This is a genomic window from Gelidibacter sp., from assembly GCF_053579655.1.
Map to the genome: position 1 here is coordinate 82750 of NZ_JBMDWE010000009.1, position 20827 is coordinate 103576.

At 36.6% G+C, this 20827-nt stretch carries 18 protein-coding genes; 1 reads left to right on the forward strand and 17 read right to left on the reverse strand.

The genetic code is table 11. The features are described 5' to 3' along the window. Positions 1-135: 135 nt before the first annotated feature. The 10 genes from ACOH2D_RS06680 to ACOH2D_RS06725 form a co-directional block, all read right to left on the reverse strand. Entirely contained in the window at positions 136-324 is a 189-nt protein-coding gene (locus ACOH2D_RS06680; RefSeq protein WP_449534768.1) for a hypothetical protein, read from the reverse strand. A 15-nt stretch (positions 325-339) separates the two neighbouring features. Continuing rightward, on the reverse strand, positions 340-1731 hold the full coding sequence (locus tag ACOH2D_RS06685) for a sugar transferase (RefSeq protein ID WP_348062826.1): 1392 nt from the start codon (positions 1729-1731) through the stop codon (positions 340-342). A gap of 218 nt (positions 1732-1949) precedes the next feature. Further along, complete coding sequence (locus ACOH2D_RS06690; protein ID WP_449534769.1) at positions 1950-2297, reverse strand: GIY-YIG nuclease family protein; 348 nt, start codon at positions 2295-2297, stop codon at positions 1950-1952. Between the two features lie 282 nt (positions 2298-2579). After that, entirely contained in the window at positions 2580-3596 is a 1017-nt protein-coding gene (locus tag ACOH2D_RS06695) for a glycosyltransferase family 4 protein (RefSeq protein ID WP_449534770.1), read from the reverse strand. Then, positions 3547-4911: an O-antigen ligase family protein gene (locus ACOH2D_RS06700; RefSeq protein ID WP_449534771.1), complete on the reverse strand. Its 1365-nt coding sequence runs from the start codon at positions 4909-4911 to the stop codon at positions 3547-3549. The genes ACOH2D_RS06695 and ACOH2D_RS06700 overlap by 50 nt, the downstream gene beginning before the upstream one ends. Before the next feature lie 89 nt (positions 4912-5000). Beyond that, positions 5001-5756 carry a transglutaminase-like domain-containing protein gene (locus ACOH2D_RS06705; RefSeq protein WP_449534772.1) on the reverse strand — a complete coding sequence of 252 codons (756 nt, stop codon included), beginning with the start codon at positions 5754-5756 and terminating at the stop codon, positions 5001-5003. Positions 5757-5889: 133 nt separating this feature from the next. After that, positions 5890-7014 carry a glycosyltransferase gene (locus ACOH2D_RS06710; RefSeq protein WP_449534773.1) on the reverse strand — a complete coding sequence of 375 codons (1125 nt, stop codon included), beginning with the start codon at positions 7012-7014 and terminating at the stop codon, positions 5890-5892. Then, positions 7011-8108 carry a glycosyltransferase family 4 protein gene (locus ACOH2D_RS06715; RefSeq protein ID WP_449534774.1) on the reverse strand — a complete coding sequence of 366 codons (1098 nt, stop codon included), beginning with the start codon at positions 8106-8108 and terminating at the stop codon, positions 7011-7013. The genes ACOH2D_RS06710 and ACOH2D_RS06715 overlap by 4 nt, the downstream gene beginning before the upstream one ends. A 436-nt stretch (positions 8109-8544) precedes the next feature. Next, entirely contained in the window at positions 8545-9870 is a 1326-nt protein-coding gene (locus ACOH2D_RS06720) for a glycosyltransferase family 2 protein (protein WP_449534775.1), read from the reverse strand. A gap of 5 nt (positions 9871-9875) precedes the next feature. Then, a complete protein-coding gene (locus ACOH2D_RS06725) occupies positions 9876-10961 on the reverse strand; it encodes a glycosyltransferase family 4 protein (protein ID WP_449534776.1) in 1086 nt (361 codons plus the stop codon). A 1009-nt stretch (positions 10962-11970) separates the two neighbouring features. Between ACOH2D_RS06725 and ACOH2D_RS06730 the strand changes: the two genes are divergently transcribed. Beyond that, on the forward strand, positions 11971-12795 hold the full coding sequence (locus ACOH2D_RS06730) for a glycosyltransferase (protein WP_449534777.1): 825 nt from the start codon (positions 11971-11973) through the stop codon (positions 12793-12795). Between the two features lie 76 nt (positions 12796-12871). Here the strand turns inward: ACOH2D_RS06730 and ACOH2D_RS06735 are convergent, their stop codons facing one another. From ACOH2D_RS06735 to ACOH2D_RS06765, 7 genes are all read right to left on the reverse strand, one after another. Next, entirely contained in the window at positions 12872-13153 is a 282-nt protein-coding gene (locus ACOH2D_RS06735) for a hypothetical protein (RefSeq protein ID WP_449534778.1), read from the reverse strand. A 187-nt stretch (positions 13154-13340) separates the two neighbouring features. Continuing rightward, on the reverse strand, positions 13341-14549 hold the full coding sequence (locus tag ACOH2D_RS06740) for a glycosyltransferase family 4 protein (protein WP_449534779.1): 1209 nt from the start codon (positions 14547-14549) through the stop codon (positions 13341-13343). Positions 14550-14964: 415 nt separating this feature from the next. Continuing rightward, complete coding sequence (locus ACOH2D_RS06745; protein ID WP_449534780.1) at positions 14965-16149, reverse strand: glycosyltransferase family 4 protein; 1185 nt, start codon at positions 16147-16149, stop codon at positions 14965-14967. 59 nt (positions 16150-16208) lie between these two features. Beyond that, complete coding sequence (locus tag ACOH2D_RS06750; RefSeq protein WP_449534781.1) at positions 16209-17321, reverse strand: glycosyltransferase; 1113 nt, start codon at positions 17319-17321, stop codon at positions 16209-16211. A gap of 74 nt (positions 17322-17395) precedes the next feature. Continuing rightward, positions 17396-18784, reverse strand: coding sequence for an asparagine synthase-related protein (locus ACOH2D_RS06755; protein ID WP_449534782.1), 1389 nt, complete (start codon positions 18782-18784; stop codon positions 17396-17398). A gap of 238 nt (positions 18785-19022) precedes the next feature. Then, a complete protein-coding gene (locus tag ACOH2D_RS06760) occupies positions 19023-19790 on the reverse strand; it encodes a class I SAM-dependent methyltransferase (protein WP_449534783.1) in 768 nt (255 codons plus the stop codon). A gap of 19 nt (positions 19791-19809) precedes the next feature. Further along, entirely contained in the window at positions 19810-20712 is a 903-nt protein-coding gene (locus ACOH2D_RS06765; RefSeq protein WP_449534784.1) for a glycosyltransferase family 2 protein, read from the reverse strand. Positions 20713-20827 lie beyond the last annotated feature (115 nt).

Here is a 20827-nt window from a genome sequence, read left to right on the forward strand (position 1 = left end):
GCATGAGGGATTAAGTTGATATTGAACTTCAAAAATCAAAAATCGTTAATCATCAATCGTTAATCAAACACTCCCCTAGCCATATTTAAAACTTCATTATTCAGTATTCAATATTCGATATTCAGTATTCAGTATTCAAATACAGTGAAGCAATACGTTCAATAAAACTACCCAAGCTTCCATAAGATTGCGTCGTCCTCCGTCCTCGCAATGACCCCATGTTGTTGTTTGTTTTACTCGTATGACAAGCCCAGCCTTTTCAATTTCAACTTCAAAAATCGTAAATCGTAAATCGTAAATCGTAAATCGTAAATCAAAAATCATCCATCTCCAATCAACTCACTGTCCTCTATAATACAAAACCGTACTCAAGGTCTTTACCATAATATTCAAATCGAGAAAAACGCTCCTGTGTTTGATATAAAATAAATCATACTGCAACTTAATAAGACTCTCATCAACCGAAGCACCATAGCGGGTTTTCACTTGCGCCCATCCCGTTAGTCCTGGTTTTACGATATGTCGGGTTTCATAAAAAGGAATAACCTGAGACAATTCATTTACAAAAAATGGTCGTTCAGGACGTGGTCCAATCACGCTCATTTCACCTTTGATGATATTTAAAAACTGAGGGATTTCGTCAATTCTACTTCTGCGTAAAAACTTTCCAAACTTGGTAATCCTAACATCATCCACTTGCGCCCATTTAGCCCCATTGGTTTCGGCATTGATGATCATGCTTCGCAACTTGACAATCTTAAATACTTTTCCGTTTTTCCCCACCCGTTCCTGTCTATAAAATAAAGGTCCTCTATTCCCCAAAAGATTGCCTATCAATATAAATGGTAAAATCAAAGTCCCGCAAATAATACCAACGATTGAAAAGCCAATATCAAATAATCTATGGAAAAACAGGTACAAGGTATTTTGATTGCTTCGGCTAAAAGGAAAATATTTATAAAAATCTTTCCCTATAAAATGAATAGGAACACGATGCGTAATCTCTTCATAAACCTGGGTATATTCCCTAATGGTAAATCCACGTTCCAAGAGCGTCATTAAGTCCGTATAAATCTCCGCAGTAATGGTATCTGAGTCATAACTGGCCACGACTACTTCTGAAATCTTTTGCTCCTTAATAATCTGCAGCAATTCGTGTGCGTCAAATTCTTTAATAGCCTTCAATTTGACAGGATCTTCTTTTGGCAGTTCGCAATTGATAAATCCAACAATTTTGTAGTGGGGATCTGATTGACTAAGTGTATTGATGAAGTTTTCCACGTAATCGATCTCCCCAACCAATAAAACATTTTTATAAAACCGGGGCGATGCAATTAAAGTGGTATAAGCCAAGCGCCATAAAAATATAAAAACGATGATCGTGACATAGAAATAGACAATCTGAAGACGTTTTTCAGGTAAAAAAGGCGTCAATACGGGCGTCAAAAAATAGAATATTAAACTTGTGGAGACTGCAAGCACAATGGTTCTGAACGTCACATCAAGTTGACTCGACTTCTGTAAATCATAAGCTTCAAAAACAGTCCCAAAAACACTTAAATAAAGCAAAAGAACAGCGATTGCAACGTTATTCTCCCAACTAATCTCTAAATAAGCATATTCAAAAAAGAGTCCCAGAACATACAAACCAAAAACAACCATGGTCATATCCATTGCTCGGAGCAGTAATTTACGCTCTGAAACTTGAAAATGGATTCCGTTTTTTGACATGTGTTAAAATATTCTTAAAGCGAAGATACTAAGTCTTCACTATTGTACAAGTTTTAATTGGTTTTTATAGTGAACACCAACGGATTAAATGTTTCAGGTTTAAAGTTTCAAGTTTGAGCGTCATTGCGAGGGAGGTACGACCGCGGCAATCTCTAAGTTATTATATCCTAATTTGACACTGTACTCTTAATTTCGTGAGGTTGCCTGACTGGCTGACGTTATTCTTCCTCGCAATGTCTAAACATTTCCTTAACCTCCTCATACAAATCAAACCATTCGGGATTTATGCTTATAATCAATGCCACTTTCTTTGCTCTACTTCCCGCTTTTAATTGCTTTTCTCTGCCGATTGCATCCCCTATCATTTGAAAAGCTTCGTAATATACCAGCTTATCCAAATTATATCTCGCAGTAAAGGATTTTGTATGGCACTTTTCTTTGTGTTGTTTTACACGAATCACAATAGCCGATGTTACACCGACATATAATGTAGTGTGGTTTTTGTTGGTGAGTATGTAGATAAAACCAGGTTTCATAGGACTTATTATTATTATTATTGTGTTCATCACTGCGAGGGCTTCATGTAAGGAAACGAAGTTTCATAAATGTACATAAGGAAGTTATCGACCTCGGCAAATACGAAGCATTCACAAACACCCTTATTTAAAAATAGAAATACGTGAGTAATCTGTAAGTTTATATCGTAATTTCACGAGATTGCTTCGTCCTACGTCCTCGCAATGACCACATTTTGTTGTACGTTTTTATTTAAAAAAGCTACATCCTTAACTTCAATTCAAACTTCAAAAATCACCAATCAACAATCATCAATAGTTAATCGTTAATCATCAATCATCATTCAATACCTCCTCCCAAAGCCCTCGCACCATCTCCCAATCAAACCCTTCCACCTTCCCCCGAGCTTCAACGACCATCCCCTCAGTTCGCAACACATCCCCAAAAAGCCCCTCCACAGCATCCACCATCGCCTTCTTATCATTGGGAGCCACCAAAACTCCATCAACAGTATGTTCTATCAAATACGGCATTCCGCCAACATTCGTAGACACCACAGGAATCCCCAGCGCCATAGCTTCAATAACACTGACTGGCATATTGTCAAAATTGGTGGTATTGATAAACACATTATAATCTTTAGAAAGCTCAACCCAGGCTGCTTTAGTAAGTTTCCCAGTAAACGTCACAGATACATTCAAATGATCAGCCAAGGCTTTAACTTTAGATAAACTGCCATTGGCATCTGGGCCAACCATACTCAAGACGGCATCATAACCGCGTTGCTTCAACTCATGCAAAACTTCAACGGCTAAAGATGGATTATAAATTTCAGAAAAGGAACGCACCCATAAAAGCTTGGGGGTGTCAAAGTTTTTTTTGTGGAATGGATAATTATCTATAATAATCGTGTTCGGAATATAAACGACATTCTCGTAACCAAATTCCTCATAAATAGTCTTTAAGTATAAAGACGGAGAGACATTCGCATAAGCATTTTTAAAAAGCCTTTTGGACAGTTTCGGAGAATTCCTTAAACGGTTTGGCAAATTGCCACCATGAAGAATCGGCACATACCGCAACTTCAACAGCCTACATAACCAACTGACCAAAACGGCATAATAAAAGTTCTGGGTACTGTAGGTGTCAATCAACACAAGATCCGTTTTTTTATGAGTTCTAAACGTTGTCCATAACATCTCCAATAACCGAAATACTTTATTGGTTTTGTTGGAAGTATAACGCACGGCATAGCCACTTTGTTCCAACAAAGGCCCCAACACAGCACTGTAAGTGGCGTTACTCTGCGAGTTTTGGAGATGGTTTCCGATGTAAAGCAGGTTTTTCATTTCTGACATTTAATAAGGCTAATCCATATATAAAAGCGGGTGCGGCAATGCGCATGGAGGAATGGTTAATTGTAACAAACCAAAAAGCCAAAAGCGCATAAAAATAATAATTCTGTCTATTATTAGCTCTCATATTTAGAGGTTTGAATATAAGGATGACCAAAATCATTACTCCAAAAATCCCATGCTCTGCCAAGGTGCGACTAATTTCATTATGGGAGGTTACCCCATGACCATCATCTTCAATACGCTGATCTTTAGCACGACTGGATCCTATGCCCCAAAAAGGACTATCAACAAACCCCTCTATCTCATTTATAAATAACTCGGTGCGCCCTGTAGTAATATCTTCCTTTTCAATCCCTGCTGCATTTTGATTGGCATAACGTTTCTCGGAAAGCCCACCTGATTGATTAGAACTTATTATCCATGCCGATGCCAACGCACCTACAAACAAAACAAAGACCCCTAATACTTGGGTTCGAGCCCTTGGTTTAGCTTGAACATAATACATGACCAAAAAAGCAGCAATACATATAACACCTGTAAGCACCCCTCCTCTGCTAAAGGTTACCACAGCACGATAGGAGATTATAACCAAAAGCACTGAATTTAACAACTTAAGACCTAATGTTGGAGAGTTCATAAATATCCTAACACCAATGATGAACATACCTAATCCCAAGGCACTTGAGACTTGATTAGATCCAAAACCACCAGCGGCCGCACGGTTCGATGCCGTACTTGTTAAGACATCTCTCAAATCAGGTGCATAAAAATAAATATAGGTCGTATGTGCGATGATAGGAAGTAACATATATAATAAAATATGCGACATCTGTTTAAATGTTACTTTTTTGTCATAACAAAACAAGGCCGACAAACCTAAACAGACTGGACCACTCAACACGAAAGCGATGTTTGTCCTAAAATTCGCATCAAAACTAAGGGTGGTGGAGGCAATAAAAATAGAGGGAATCAAAAACATCAGATAAATAAAATACGGGTAACCTTTACCAGAGACGCCTTGATAAAACATCCCCATCACTATAAAAAGAATGACCATATATTTTCCAGCCTCATAGGTAATAGCACCCTTGGTGGCTCTAAAAAACACCTCAGCACCAACAAAATAAGCACAGGCCTGCAGGACTTCTATAGTTTTCCTATTCCCTGGAACAGTAATGATCCGATAAAAGAAATATAAAAAGGCTATTAAAAAATAAAGCTTGGCAATATCCCGATTAAGAAATATTAAAAACCCTAAAGCCACATGGAAACCAACAGCACTGGCGTAAGTAATATTAGTTTTCAAACTAAAACAGTTGAGATATTAAATTAAAATGTGTTGCAAGTTACTATATAATTGCTAAATCCTTGGCACTAAAAACGCGAACGAAAAGCTTAAGAAAATATCTTTTTATAGTCGTCCATCGGAAACTTATAATGATAGCTTTTGCCCGAGAGGTAAACAAAAAAATGGATCATAAAAACGGGCACATAAGGTCTCGCCACTTTTAAATACCGATCATAAATAGTATTCCGATAATTGCAAATTAAAAAAGGAGTAATATCGACATTCAAATAGTTTTTATTCACATGTCCCTTATCTATAACCTTATCCTCAATAAAAGAACGATAGAGTACGGCTTGACCTGATCGGGATAATTGATACAACTCAACAACTGATAAGGGCACATCTTGTTCATTATAAAACAACACCCCCCATGATGGATCAATCAATAGCCATTTCCCCAATTCTGTTATATAGACCTCATTAAATGAATGTCCGCCATTGGCACGATTAAACGGTGCACTCGTCGTTCCCCATTCTCTGACCTGAATATCATTAATCACACAAAAATTATTAAATATTTGTGCCATATCACTACAAACACCTCCCTTTCCATAGAGCATAATCTCAAGCGCCTTATCCGAGGGCTCACTTAAACCAGGACCTACTTTGGTATGCTCATATAGCCAAGATACGAGGTGTTTTATTAGAGCTAAATCTGTCTCCGGGGTTCCGTTATGGAAAATCTCAGTATTAATATCATAAAAATTACGAGGAATTTCTTCTTTTTTATTAAGGATATTATAGGAAATGGAAGCAATAGCAGTCTCACTAGAGTTCTTGGACAATAACCGAAATCGGGTCATGTACAAAAAAGGATGTCGCTTTAAAGTCCAATGTAGTTTCTTAAGAAGCATTAACTAAATGACATAGAATTAGTTCACCTTAAAAATATCAATTTTTATTTAAACCATGGGGGCTTTTTAAAAAAATGACACCTTATAAAATATCTTTCAATAGGCGTTGATTATAGTAAGCGTAGCTAAACTGGTTAATAAATTCAGAAGAGGTCGCTATCATTTGAGAGTATGCAGGTGCTTTCAAAGCCAATAATTCTAGAATACAAGTCTTTAATGACGATGCTGTTAGATCCGTCATTAAAAAACCATTTTCAGCATTGCTTATATAATGACTTATAGAAGATATGTCCGACACAATAGGAATACAGCCATAATTCATGGCCTCTGCAATCACTTTAGGAAATCCTTCAGATGCGGAAGGCAATAGAACAGCATGTGATCTCCTATAAATTTGATGGACTTCATCCCTAGATAAATACCCATGAAAAACTATTGGCAAGGCCCTATCTTCAACCTGCTTTTCGTAGTCTGCCTTCCTGCCTCCTTCGCCAACTAAATGAATAACTCCAATTTTATCAAGTGATTCTGCATCTAAACTTGCTAAGGCATCAATAATTAAACCCACTCCTTTCGCGGCTTCCATACGTCCCACAAAACAAAATTCTAACGGAAATTGAAGCGTTTTAGAGGCGATAATGGATTGCCCTGCTTTAATTTCATTATCAGTCAAACAAGGATTCTCAAAACTAAAACACTGCTTTGGTTGATTTTCCCAAAACCCGTTAATGGTCACGGGATGGGATTGTTTTTCTAAAAGCCACTTTTGGAATCTGTAGGCCAAAGGCGCATCCTCTTGTTTCCAATTCCCGGCATATTTAAACCATCCCTTTTTTGAGTTGAACAGCATCAAATAAGGAATCACAAAAACACCAATCCCCGTTGGGGCTCTAAACTGAAAATAATCGGATGTTTTTAAAACCTTGCGAATCGTCATTACAATTTTAGGTGCCATAAATACGATCGCCATTTTATCACTTAAGGCTGTACCACCTACCGCAGGCAAAGCCACAAAACGAATCTTCTCTGATATATATGGCAAAGCACTTGAAGGCGCTACAGTATCATGCAGCATCGCCACATGGGTGATCGTATCAAAAACTTCCAATAAATGATTGATTTCAGTCACTGTCGACCCCAAACCCACTATGCTGCCATCAGCCAACATATAATGTTCGGTATGGGATATAATGGTTAAGCTTCTCATGACAAATGTAGGAGATACCGTTTGACAATTTGGTTCCAATCGTGTTGGGCGGCCCATGCTTTCGCCTGAGCTTTAAATTTATCCTGTTCGTTTAATAAAGTATTAAGGCTCGAGCCAAAAGCAGCCACATCCTGGACATCCACCAAAAATCCTGAAACGCCATCTTTAATCGCATCGGCAATCCCACAACCTTTGGAACCAATTGCAGGAATCCCCAAGGCATTGGCTTCTAAAATCGCAATGCCAAAACCTTCCACATCTCCAGTGCTACTCTCAACACTTAACATGACAAACACGTCCGTAGCCAATAATAGCGATTTTAAGTCTGCATCCGATACTGTCCCATGAAAGGTCACATGATTGTCAACACCTAACGCTTTAGCTTGTGCTATAAAATCGGGGGCTTCGGTCGGAATTCCGACACAATGATAGTGTGCATGGGGATAAACTTTTAATAATTCAGGTAATAGTTTGATGACCTCCAATTGTCCTTTTCTCGAACTCACACGACCTACTGTTGTTAATACGGGCGTCCCATTTAATTTTGTTTCAGATGATGTATTGACCTGCCATTCGCTCAAATCAATACCATTAGGAATGACCTGAATATCGCGTTCTAAATGCCCTACCAATCGCGAGGTATATCCTGATACGGCCACTAGAGTCTCAAAACGTTTAAGGGACAAATCAATCAGTTTTTTCAAAACAGCTACTCTTAAATTCACTTCGGAACCATGAATCACCGCCATTGTATTTCGCTTATAAAATAATGAACAGAAAGCCACATTCCAAAGCGAGAATTTCCCAGTGGCAATAACATGATCCGTTTGCTTCAACCCTCCAAATGTTTTTACAATCCGATTCAAATACATAAATAATCTAACACCTTTCAATTGAATCCGTTTTACCACAAATGGCAAAAACGCATCAAAAGCGATTTCTTCCGTATTATCAACATCCCGCTGATCAGCAATCACTGTAACGGCGTAGCCATTTTTAGTCAAATACAAAGCCAAATAATACGCATGATTCCCTATCCCTCCAGGTTGCGGCGGGAATTCGGAGGTCACTATGAGAATTTTTGGTTTGTTCAATGTGGGTTATTGTTTATTCTATATTAATATTTTTTATAAACTGGCGTCATTGCTTCTCACGCCGTCATTGCATCCCTAGCTGTCATTGCGAGAAGCGACGCAGGAGCGACGTGGCAATCTTTAAATTGGGGCGCCCAAACTGAGAGATTACTCACGCGTTATTATTTTTATAAAATGGATTTCGTGAATGCTCCGCATTTGTCACGTCGCTGCACTCCTCGCAATGACGCCGTTGTTGTTTGTTTTCACTTAATAAGCTGCTTTTTCCACTTCAGCATTCGTTATTCTTTATTCGCTATTTATATTTAATTCCAACACAAAAGCTCCTTCCCTTTTTTCAAGGGAAGGTAAATTTAAGCTCAGAAAAGAGCTTAAAGACGGAAGGGTTATTCAAACCCATCTCCGCGTCTCCGCGCCTCAGCGAGAAACCAACCCCTCACAGCCTCTCAATCATCTCTCCCTGACTCAACTTCTCACTAGCCAATCGCCATGATTTAAATACCTGAATCAAAACCACCGGCACCAGCAAGATACTCAACAACACCCCAAGCACCAACATCGGCTTATTCTTTTTAAACTGATAGGGTAAAATCGATATCGGAATGGTGCGCCATAATGCCCAACGTGCCGCTTGGTTGCCATAATATTTTCTAAAATAATACAACACGCTTGGAATCGGTCTAGGCGCAAAAAATGTGGAGGGCCTAAACGCATCCCAACTCCCCATTTCCCGTAAACCACCAGTGCCTGCTTTGACATCAATACAACTCGCCAACGGATTGGAAACACTGCGAATCCCTTCCAAATAAACACGGACTCCAAACTCCCCGTCACCCATACGTTGTTTTTCAAATTGCCGATCAAACAAGCCTACCTGCTCAAAAACAGATTTATAAAGTAGCGCATTCCCCGTTGCGAATTGCGATGCTAAGGCAAAAAACGATCGCTCTGTGGGGATGCTTTGTCCTTCGGGATAAAATACACCCGCCGAAACTTGGGCATCAAAAAAATCCAAGCACTTTAAATGTGTGGATAACCAATTAGGCTGAATGCGGACATCGTCTTCAGAAAGGGCAATCAATGCCCCTTTAGCTTCCTTAATAGCGGTATTTCGCGCCAACCACAAAGCTTTTTCTTCCTGACGGATCACACGAATATTCAAATCAAAATCTTTATAAAACTCCGGTTGAAATGGTTCAGATTGGTCGACTACTATAATTTCAATATGGGCATAATCCTGTTTTTCGAAATCCTCTAAAACATCTTTTAAGTAGTCATAGCGATTTAAGGTGGGAATGACAACGCTGACAAGAGGCTCTTTTGTTATTAATGCTGATTGATAAGATTCCCAATTAGGATTCGAAATAGGTTTTACATTCTCAGTTTGCCTACGAATAGGCGAGGTTTCCAACCATCCCCTAATTTCTCTAATAGGATTATGAAAAGTCACTAAACGAACAAACAACACATAAAACACCCAAGCTGGATGAAACTGCTTCCGAACAAAATGGTAATTATCTCGTACAGGAACGGGTTCAAAATGAGTGTAGGTATCTGCGTTGCCAATATAACCCGCTTGGACAGCCTGCCACGACAAATCGTAATCGCGTGCCAATTCAGAGGTATATCCTAAATCTACCTGTAATTGTTCTAAAACCAATTCTGGTAAAACCTCTACTTTAGGAAATACACTTATCCCTGCTTTCGTAAACAATCGAAAATAGTGTGTGGGCTGTAAATAGGTTAAAAAAGCGAAGGGCATAAAAGCTAAGGTGTTGTTTGATTTAAAATAACCGTTTTGACCTGATTATAAATGACCTCTTTTTCAAAGGTTTTTCCATACATCGTTTTAAAATAATCTGAAGTTTTACCAGCATTATTTAAATAGGGCTCTAATTTATCAATTAATTCTTGACGAGCATGTGGGTTAAAACTAAAGTCTTCTAGCGGAAATTTCTCACTGTCAATAAAATCCAAAGCACCAAAGGCATTAGAAACCAAAACAGGTGTCCCTAAAGCAATCGCTTCAATAAACACCAAACCAAAAGCCTCATGAAAACTAGGCAATACCACCACATCCATGGCTTCATAAAAAGCAGTCATCTTTTCAACATCCAATAACCCAAGAAAAACAACCTCTTGTTCAAGCTTTAAATCTCGAACCAATATTTCAAGTTGTTTTCTATACGGTCCATTGCCAGCAATATATAATCGAACCGATTGCTCATGACTTTGTTTCAATTGAAATACAGCCTCAATAACCAAAGCATGGTTTTTATCACTGACCAAACGCCCCGGGCAGCCAATATTGATAACCGCCTCATCCTTTGTTATCTGTAATTGATTAGTATGAGAGCGATAATTACCAATATTCGTCCAAAAAGGAATGCGTCTTATTTTTTCTTTGGAAACTTTATACACCGTATGCATTTCGTTTTGCAACACCGTTGAGTTTGCCAAAACCATATCTGCCATATTTAAAAACATGGTTTTATTCCATACTTTTAACAAGCTGGGTTTTGTATGCCCAAAAGCCGTATGAAACCAAGCAATATTGCGTTTAACACCTAATAATTTACCAAAAAGAATAGCGGGATTAATATAACTGAAGTTAGAAACCACCACATCGGGCTTGCTTTGTTTTATAATCTTATAAATAGCTTTATAATTATGGACAAACCCACGACGCTCCTCGCCATAAATAGCAACCCCGTTTTGTTCGAAATAGGCTTTTTTGTTTTTAAGATAAAAATTATCCACCTCAAAACCATCGGCACAAAGCTTTTCAGACAACTCCTGATAGAATTGCGATAGTAATCCACTGTTATAGGTATATAGGATGAGGATTTTCAAAAAGTTTTAAAATTGATGATTTATTAGATAACTCACATCAAATATAACACCCAAATTACACATGGCCAGCGATATGTAATAAATTCCAATGAGCAACCTACTTGTTTTTTATCGTGGACTAATGTAGATAAACTTTCCCACTCTAAGATGTTTATTATAATTTTACTTACTCATTACTTACAGCTTTTTTAGTATTTTAGTCTAAACAAATACTGGACAATACGATCCATTCATTCATGATGTTTAGACAATCTTGCAAGCATTTTTTAAAAAAATTTTGATAAAAAACTCGGCGATAATTATAAGGAGTAAAATTAAAAAAGATGCTATCCGCTAGAGATAAAATACATAGTTAAAATATTTATTTTTCTTAATTTTAATATATTGAACAACCTGCTATGGTAAAAAATGAGCATATAAAGGTTTGAGATAAGATTGCTATTGAGATAAGTTTCAAAGTTTTCACGATGTACTATATTGTTTTATAATCATTTTTAGATATTAATAGCAATTAGAGGCCTTAAGCTTATAATCAACTGAAAAAATAAAAGTAATTCAAAAAATTCAATCACCTATGAAGTGGAAAAAAGAAGTTCTTTAGATTGAGTAGTGTGTAAATACTAAATTTGATATATTTGAAAATTAATAACTATAAGAGAAATTGATAGTTAGTATGTTTAAATAAGATCTATCACCCTCATTCCGATTAAGTTTTAAATAGTTACATTAATACACAACATGATTTGAAGGAATTAGTATCTTAAAAATCTGAACGAAATAAATATGAGTCAAAAGTAAGTTCATGAAATTAATTCAATACAATTCCTCCAAATTCAAAGTGTATATCGATCCTGCTTGTGATATACTATATTCCTCATTTTATATACAGGGATTATACGAAATATTCGGGAAAAAAAACGTTAAATTCTCTTCACATAATTTTAAACAATTCCAACATAATAATCATTTTTTCGCATTTATACTGGAATGCAATCTAATTCAGTACAAGATGATTATTGATTTCACCGATGTTAATCGAATAAATGAAAAGGCATTACAATGGAGTGATATTTACGGAAAGGTTAATCTGGACTCTAGCGCAATTTCTTCAAATAAAGTTATTCCGATTGGTCCTAGCTTTGGAATAAAATTGTTCAGTTTAGTAGATACTTTTCGATACGCTCTCAGCAATCTATATAATTCAAAATCTCGGATTAAGAATAAACGTAGATTTCTTTCTGACTATAAAAGTCAATTTATAAGACCCAAATTATCCGATTATGAAAGTAAGAATTCTCAAGCTGACTACATATTCTTTATGAGTTCTTTATGGAAAAAAGAATTAATGACAAATAGATTTCGAGCAAATTTCATTGTGGCTTGCAAACAAAACAAAAATATTCGATTCGAAGGTGGATTTGCACCAAGATCTTTTAATGACATGGAAGATTATTCTGATATTACCACCAAGAACAGAATTCCTATGAAAGAGTACATACAAAAAATGAAATCCTCAATGATTGCTTTTAACACTCCTGCTGTTCGGGATTGTCATGGATGGAAATTAGCAGAATACTTAATTTTAGGTAAGGCAATAATATCCACAGATCTTTCAAGATTGCTACCAACACCTTTAATTGACAAATATCATTTAGTATTTAGTGATGGGTCTATAAGTGATTTGGACAAAAAAATTAAGGAAATCATATGCGATAAAGATTTCCACAATAAGCTTGAAAATAATGCTAAAGAATATTTTGAGAATCAATTGGCACCAAGTAAAGTTATTAGTCGAATGATGGAAACCCTAAACATATACCCGCCTGAAAAGTGAGTTTAAAATAGCAAACTCAAAATGAATGAATAAAATTAAGATAGGATTTTTATAGTTTAATCTACTTTCGTTAAGTTCACTTCTGCCATCTTTGCAATCCAACTCTTACATCCATGCCATAATAATTACCCGTATTGAGATATTGAATCATGGGAATACCGCCTCTTAAAGTACCGCAACCAATACCCATCAGTTTATCCGTTTTTTGTAGTCCTTGATCTAACAGAAATTGGAATTGGAATTTGCGTGTATATTTCCACACATTAGGCGCTCCAACAAGGGAATGTCCTCTTTCTTGTTTAGTTTTTACGATTTTCTTCACCGTTTCCCTAACTCCTGAATATATTTTTTTAAGCATATTTTATTTAATTATGATTTGAAAAACGGTGGTAATCTACATCATTTTATGTCTAACTATAATAAGTCAAAGCAATTATATACTTGGCACACTGGCGTTAAATCGTACAACCCCCTAAACCACAACGATTAATTATATTTTTTTCATGAATTTGACTATTCCAATTGACCCATTCAATCTAAAACTTTTATAAATCATCAAGATTATTCTCTAAATAAAAATCCACGAATTCTTCTCCCTGTTTCACGAGATTAAAATCTTGACCTATTCTTTCTACTGCATTTTCAGCCATGCTCGATTTTTGACCGCTTGGTAAATATAATAGTTTTTCAATAGCGCTTGCTAATTCTCTAGGCTTTCTCTTAGGAACCACAAAACCAGTGACATTAGGTATCACATTCTCCGACAGCCCTTCCGCATCACTCACCAAACATAATAAGCCCATAGCCTGCGCCTCCAAAACAGCATTACAAAAACCTTCCTGCACACTGTACTGAATATAGACATGAGATTTCTCTAATTGCTGCTTGACATCGGCATGCTCAAGTTTTCCTAAAAAAAACACCTCAGCTTCCAGCCCTAACTGATAACGAGCAAATTTCAACGCCTCTTCTTCAGGCCCTGTTCCGATGATCCGATATTCAAAAGAAACACCTGCTTGCTTTAATAAAGCCAAGGCCTCCATGGTATAATCCAAGCCTTTTTTCCAATGCAATCTGGCGACGGTTACTATTTGAATAGGGGTTTCAAATACGCTTTGATTGGATACAGAGAAGTATTGGGCGTCAATAGCTGGAGTAATTTTAACTATGGGTGCTTGATCTTTGAATCCATTTTTATAGACCAATTCGGTAATATCATCTGAAATCACATGAATTTTAGAAACCTTATTCCAAAGTCTGTCATAACAATCGGGATGTTTTACAGGATACACACCAATATCAAAGCCCCTAAAACTTACGGCCATTTTAGCATTTTTTGCTCCTGCCAGGTTCTCACACCCCAAAGCCAAGGTTCCAAAACCAAAATGCAACCAATCCAAATTATGTTTAAAAACTGGTGCATGCGTGTAGAGTCTCTTTAGGATATTAAGCCAGGTTAGACCATCCTTACGTTCCAAATGTATAAACCTCAATACCGTTTTTAAATAAGGCACCAATCCAATATAAATCCAAATAAGCCTCAATATCTGTTTGAAAACGTTTTTAGAGGGCTTAGGCAACAAAACCACCGAACACAAATCAAAATTCTGAGTATTCGCACTACAAAACAAAACCACGGCATTCCCGGCCTCCATCAAACCTTTTATTTTAGACCTAAAAAAAGTCTCGGAATACCCCGGTGCAACAGAAAGCACGAGCCCGATGCGCTGGGGATGTTGTTTAGGATTTGTCATATTTCCTTGTTTTCGTCATTGCAAGGAAGGAACGACCGCGGCAATCTGTAAGTTATTATGTTCTAACTCCATGAGATTGCCACGTCGCTGCACTCCTCGCAAAGAATTCTTTTAACGTTTACTCACGCAATATCTAATTTAAAAACAATACTAAAAATTCCTTCCCTTCTACATTGAGCTTGTCGAAAAAAAGAGAAGCTGGATTTGATTTCATAAAAGAAATTAAAGACCTGCCTGCCGGACAGGCAAGCAGAAGAGTTCTTCAACTTGAACTTCATCATTCGTTATTCAGCATTCGTTATTCGTTATTCGTTATTCATTACTCACTCCTCTCAACTCTATTTTCTATCCTCTATATTCGAACCTACAACCTCATCCCTCATTTATCAGCCGTAGCTTTAGCGAAGGAGGAAAACTACTTCCCCCTACCCACTACCCTCTCATAAACCTCCATCATCCCCGCCACCATCGTCTCCTCCGACTGATTCCTCTCCACAAACTCCCGAGCCTTAAAAGTAATTCCCCGATAATCTTCCAATGACAATTGGGACACCTCAACTAAAGCCATAGCCATAGCTTGTGCATCCCGAACCGGCACTAAAAACCCAGTTTGGTTTGGAAAAACAACTTCTGCCATCCCGCCACAATCGGTACTAACTACTAAAGTCCCTAACGCCATAGCTTCTAACACTACATTGGCAATCCCTTCCTCTACACTAGGTAATAATAATACATCCGCTTGTTGTATAAATTCCTTGACCCTATTGAAAGGCATAGCCTCTATAAAACTCACCTCTTTTTCTAATCCTAATTGCGCACGCTGAAACAGCAAAGCTTCATTTTCTACCACTCCAATGATATGATACTGGAATGGAACCCCCTGTTGTTTTAGGATGAACATGGCATCTAAAGCCGAGCGGTAATTCTTTTTCCAATGGTCTCTTCCTACGGATACAATATTTAAAGGCGTGTTTGAATCAAACTCCTTGAGTTTAAATGCGAAGTCCTCCAAATTTAATCCACTTTTTATAACTCGAATAGCCGCCCTATTCGCACCATACTTACCAGCTTCAAGAGCAATGGCTTCCGACACGGCATGAAACCCATTCACTTTAGGGAAGTTTCTATGATACATACCTGCCAGCTTAGAATCGGCAATCGGCGAATAATTAATATGCGCCCCACGTAAACTCAATACCAATTTCATTCCAAAATCCTGTACCCACATCCAATCGTCCAGTCCTTTTGCCCATTGTATATGGAACACATCGGGTTGATACCACAACACGGGATAATATTTCACTTTGGTGTATAAATCGGTAGTTTGCTGTTGTTTTAAATAGGTCTCTAAACGTTTTTTTTCTGCTCGTTTAAATAAAGTCAATAACACGGTAAATCGAAATAAACACCAAAACTTAGAGAATCGCGTTGGTCTGTACCCAACAACTTTAACCCGAGGGTTATATTTAGGTTGCTTATGTAGAGCTCCAAAAAGAATAACCTCCGCTCCAGTATCAGCAACGCTTGTAATAAGACGTTCAATAAACGTAGTACTTGGGATTTCTCCGGAATAGATAGCGATACGTAATGGTTTTTTCAAAGTTTCAATTTTAGTGCTCTCGAAATCAAACATTCATTAAAAGTATGGAAGAAGATGTATTATTTATCAGTTACTAGTTCCTTATATAATACTTGGTGTCGACATATAAAGTCTTCTATTGAAAAAACATCTACAACCCGTTCTCTCATTAGTTTTTCTATAGTGTTCCGTTCCGCCTCTGGCATATTGATTATCATTTTTAATTTTGTTCCCAATTCTGAGATACCATCTGCTTGAAACATAAAATCTGGAAACACTTTCAAAATATCTCGAACACCTGAAATATCAGACCCTAAAACAATCCGCTCCATAGACATGGCTTCTAATGGTGCATTTGGAATCCCTTCCCGACGTCCCTCATCCTTCGTTGGTATCACGAATAAATCTGACAAGGCCAAATAAGGTCTAACATCCAATTGTTTTCCTATAAACTGTATATGATTCTCATTCCCATAACGAAATTTTAAATCTCGCGCATAGCTACCAGAATCATCACCAACTATAAGGACTTTCACTTTTGGATTCTCCAGCCCTTTTACAGCTTCTATTAAAGTCTCAATGCCTTTTACCTGAACCAAGTTAGCTACCGAAATAATCACGAAATCGTCAGGTAATAACCCCAATTGCTTTTGCAAGGTATCCGAAGGTAACATGGGCTTGTAGCGCTTAACATCGATAGCTAATGGAAACTTTTCTACTTTGTGTAACATCCTGGAGAAATAGGCGGTAATCATATCTTCATTAACCACAATAATTTTCGAGCTTAATTTTGAGCGCAACTTCCAATTGCGACTTCCCCAACCCATAGCTTTTTTGGTATATACATAAGGGATTCCTGCTAATTTTGCAGCCAAAGGTTCAGTGAAATCCGAACTCCAATGCCAAGAATGAATAACATCAAATTGATGCGTTTTAAAAAAATTGCGAATTCTTAAAACCCGCGATAAAAAGCCTAATCGTGGTTTATAGTCAGTCGTAAAAGGAAATATGTGGATTTTGGCACCTAAAGCTTCTACCTCCTCGTAAAAAGCCCCCTTATCATGAAAACAACAAATTTCAGGTTCAAAAATGGTTTTATCCAAACCCTTCACCAAATCATAAACTGATTTCCCACTCCCAGCCGTATTAAAGTTGGGAATGGTATATAAAATTCTAATGCGTTTATGTCCCATCTATGCGGTTTAATATCTTTAATGCATTTCCCACATTAAAGTGCTTTAGTTTGATCGCCATAAATTGATGACTCTTAAAAATTGACATGATTCTGTTGATGCCACAAAGACAACGTCAATAACATACTTACAGCATGTGAACTTGTAATAGCATCGCCATGTTTAAAATCTTCATAAAAACCCTTAATGAGATCATTTGGGATCCATTGATTAAAATGTCTATCAAACAAATATCGCTCTAACTGCTTCGCATTATCATTACCAACAAACTGCAATTCCCAATTGCGTTGAATATAAGGGTTTCCCAAAAACCCTTGCTTTACACGCTTTAACTTGTTGAAAATACGATACGGCAAATTATAAGGTGGCCTATTATAATGATAATTATTGAGGTTAAAAGGCTTTTGTTCTTGCCAAGTGATATTTGCTAAGGCGGTATCTTGTTTTAAATGGGCAATTTGAATACGCCTATCTGCTAAATAAGCTTCTGGTACGGTACAAATAAACTCACACATACGGTCATCATAAAAGGGCATAGTGATGGGATGTGCCGCCTCAAAAATACACAAATTGGTTGTCGTCCATCTATGAGCCCACTGACTGGTTTTAAACGCTCTAACTTTGGCACTTAAATCATTTATTTTGATAGTGTCTAAACCTGAACCAATACGCGCTCTCAAATAAGTCTTAAAATCGCCTTCAAGCTCCCAATGCTCCCACAGTTTTTCTGCGAGTTTCAAACCTTTGGGTTTGACCATCTTTTTTAATAAAAAAGGAATTACCTCAAGTTCTTGCATCCCTTCCGGCACTCCTCTATCAAAAAACACATCCCCCCAATGTCCTAATGAAAAAACGCCTTCCATCTGTTTCAATTCTGGCAAAATAGCCATTTGTCGTGGATGTGTGAACTCTGAATAACCATCGAGTAGCTGCGACATATCTATTATGGAATCCCACAAGTAGCCGTTTGGAATGATAAAAGCCTGAAAATCAAAATTACAAACAGCGGCAATCTTTTCAGCTATCTGATGCTCGGCAAACCCATTCTGAAACGAATAACTAAAACCCTGCACGGTATTAGGTAAATCTTTAAATATAAGAGCTTGACTTCGGCTATCTAACCCTCCAGAAAGAGGTAATATAACCCGCGAATTACCCACTTGTTCCTTACTTATCTTCGTAAGTAAAGCAATATATTCCTCTAGTGCTGTCTCAAAGCTTATATCTCTCGGAGTGTAATGCCATTGAAATGTAGGTGTACTTTTTATAAGATATCCATTGGCGTCCAATTCATGCATATGAGCAGGTGCTAAGCACACCAAATCACGCCAATAGCTATCATCATCCATAAAAAAACCTGTAGCAACGAAAATGCAAATAGCCTCTAAATTGAGCGTGTGCTTAGTTTCTGGTTTCTTAGCAAACTGCAGCTTACTAGGTATAATTGGGGTTGTGATCGTCATAGTGCTATTTAGGGACTAATATAATAAAACATCATGCAATCATATAGGTTAATTGACAAACACTTAAGTTCTAATATCAATAATATCAAGTTCTCCTTGGGTTTAAAAACACAGAAATTAACACGCGAAAACATATCAATGGTAATCAATCTAAAGTTATATTTTTGAAATTACACTTCTATTGATATGATTTAATCTCCTAAAACAACAGTTGGATCTCTATAGTTTATTTTTATTTTCACCTTAATTCTACCCAATCCTCAAAAGAAAATAGATTTAAGTGTTCTTTTCTAAATTCATTTAAAACTGAAAACTCATAAAATCCATTTTGGACTTCATCTTTAATGTTATTAAAAAAGGGATACTGTTTTTTAGAGATCAAACCCACACCCCAATCACTATCAAAACAAATTGAAAATAGATCCTTATGGTGTCTAAATTTGTAAAATGCTTTCCAGGTAGTTCCATTCCAGAAATTCCTAGCAGGAGAATACATGAAATCATATTGCTCTCTTTGGTGAAATTCAGAAGGAGGATTGCAGTCATGCAAAATTATGATACCATTTTCATTTAAAATTTCAAGACTATTCAATATATCCTTTTCAACTTGATTCGAAACATGTAGCCCATCAATAAAAATCACATCAAATTTAATATGAGATTTAATACTCAATTTATCACGCTTTAGGTTTTCAAAAAAAACATCCGAAGTCATTTTAAAATCTACAGGATTATCCTCAAACTCAATCCCTGGATCTACAGAAAACTTGTTTTTGCACTGGATTCTGTCAAAGTTTTTCGTGGGGTTCCTCACGCCTATTTCTAAATAATTTTGAGCGTTTATAAAAGATATGAGATGGTTTATGATGAAAGTCCGTCTTGGAGTTTTTAAGTTTTCAAGGACAGATAATTCTGCGGTTTTCTTAAAATACTCATCAGATTTTATATGTTTTCCTATACGGTAATTATTGAGCAAATCCACAACATATTGCTTTAAAAACATCATATTCTCAGTTAAAATAAATTTATAGCTTTTGCAAAATTCTTTTCTTAATGTCAGCAATATAACGCTTTTCAAGAGGGTTATTAATAAAATGAAGTAACCAAACCATAATATAAGAGATTCCAGATTTTGAGCTAATCTCTAGCAAATATTGACTTCTCAAAGCATAGTTATAATCTTCTTTCTTAATTATTTCTGGATACTCATAGGCAAACGATCGAAGTAATTCTCTGGTTGCTTTGTATTGTTTCTTTTTATTAGACGTCACTGAATTTCTTTCAGGGCGACGATCCAAACCGACTAGTACTTGATTTAGCCCATGAATGTTAGAAAGAAGTGAAAATCGTAAAATATAGGTCCAATCCACACTAATGCTAGGGTAATGTTGTGTAAAGTACAACCCATTATCAAAATGAACACTTTTCCGAAACATCATACAGCTATTCACAACTTTTATATGGTGTTTATAGTTCAACATAAACATCTCAACTCCCTTAGGATATTGTTTTCCATGAACTAAAATACCTGGAAATTGACCATTTACATGTGTGCCATTCATAAATTCAGCTATTCCTGAAACTAATCCTATGGATTGGTCTTTATTTAACAATTCAACTTGTAATTGTAATCGCTCAGGATAATAATAATCATCCTGTTCAGCGACAGCTATATAATCCCCTTTAGCTTGGTAAATTAAACGGTTCATGGTTGGCCCCAATCCTCTATTGTTTTTATTCTTAAGAATAGTGAGGCTTTTAAATTGTAAGGTATATTGTTTTAAAATATACTCAGAATCGTCGGTTGTACCATCAATACAGGCAATAACTTCAAAATCATTATAGGTTTGTGCCAGCAAACTATCCAAGGTATTTGAAAGCGTTTTTGCACCATTGTAAATAGGCAATATGACAGAAACTTGAATCATTGGTGTATGTTAATAGGTTCTTCTTTCAAATCACAAAAGTCTTTAATACTACTATCTGAATCAAAATTAGGAAAGGAATGAAAATCACGTAATTTACATTTTATTTGTCTCATTT

Coding starts and splice junctions, on each gene's coding strand:
- ACOH2D_RS06680 (WP_449534768.1), bottom strand. CDS start 324: ATGATTTTTGATTTACGATTTACGATTTACGATTTACGATTTACGATT.
- ACOH2D_RS06685 (WP_348062826.1), bottom strand. CDS start 1,731: ATGTCAAAAAACGGAATCCATTTTCAAGTTTCAGAGCGTAAATTACTG.
- ACOH2D_RS06690 (WP_449534769.1), bottom strand. CDS start 2,297: ATGAACACAATAATAATAATAATAAGTCCTATGAAACCTGGTTTTATC.
- ACOH2D_RS06695 (WP_449534770.1), bottom strand. CDS start 3,596: ATGAAAAACCTGCTTTACATCGGAAACCATCTCCAAAACTCGCAGAGT.
- ACOH2D_RS06705 (WP_449534772.1), bottom strand. CDS start 5,756: ATGACCCGATTTCGGTTATTGTCCAAGAACTCTAGTGAGACTGCTATT.
- ACOH2D_RS06710 (WP_449534773.1), bottom strand. CDS start 7,014: ATGAGAAGCTTAACCATTATATCCCATACCGAACATTATATGTTGGCT.
- ACOH2D_RS06720 (WP_449534775.1), bottom strand. CDS start 9,870: ATGCCCTTCGCTTTTTTAACCTATTTACAGCCCACACACTATTTTCGA.
- ACOH2D_RS06730 (WP_449534777.1), top strand. CDS start 11,971: ATGATTATTGATTTCACCGATGTTAATCGAATAAATGAAAAGGCATTA.
- ACOH2D_RS06735 (WP_449534778.1), bottom strand. CDS start 13,153: ATGCTTAAAAAAATATATTCAGGAGTTAGGGAAACGGTGAAGAAAATC.
- ACOH2D_RS06740 (WP_449534779.1), bottom strand. CDS start 14,549: ATGACAAATCCTAAACAACATCCCCAGCGCATCGGGCTCGTGCTTTCT.
- ACOH2D_RS06750 (WP_449534781.1), bottom strand. CDS start 17,321: ATGGGACATAAACGCATTAGAATTTTATATACCATTCCCAACTTTAAT.
- ACOH2D_RS06755 (WP_449534782.1), bottom strand. CDS start 18,784: ATGACGATCACAACCCCAATTATACCTAGTAAGCTGCAGTTTGCTAAG.
- ACOH2D_RS06760 (WP_449534783.1), bottom strand. CDS start 19,790: ATGATGTTTTTAAAGCAATATGTTGTGGATTTGCTCAATAATTACCGT.
- ACOH2D_RS06765 (WP_449534784.1), bottom strand. CDS start 20,712: ATGATTCAAGTTTCTGTCATATTGCCTATTTACAATGGTGCAAAAACG.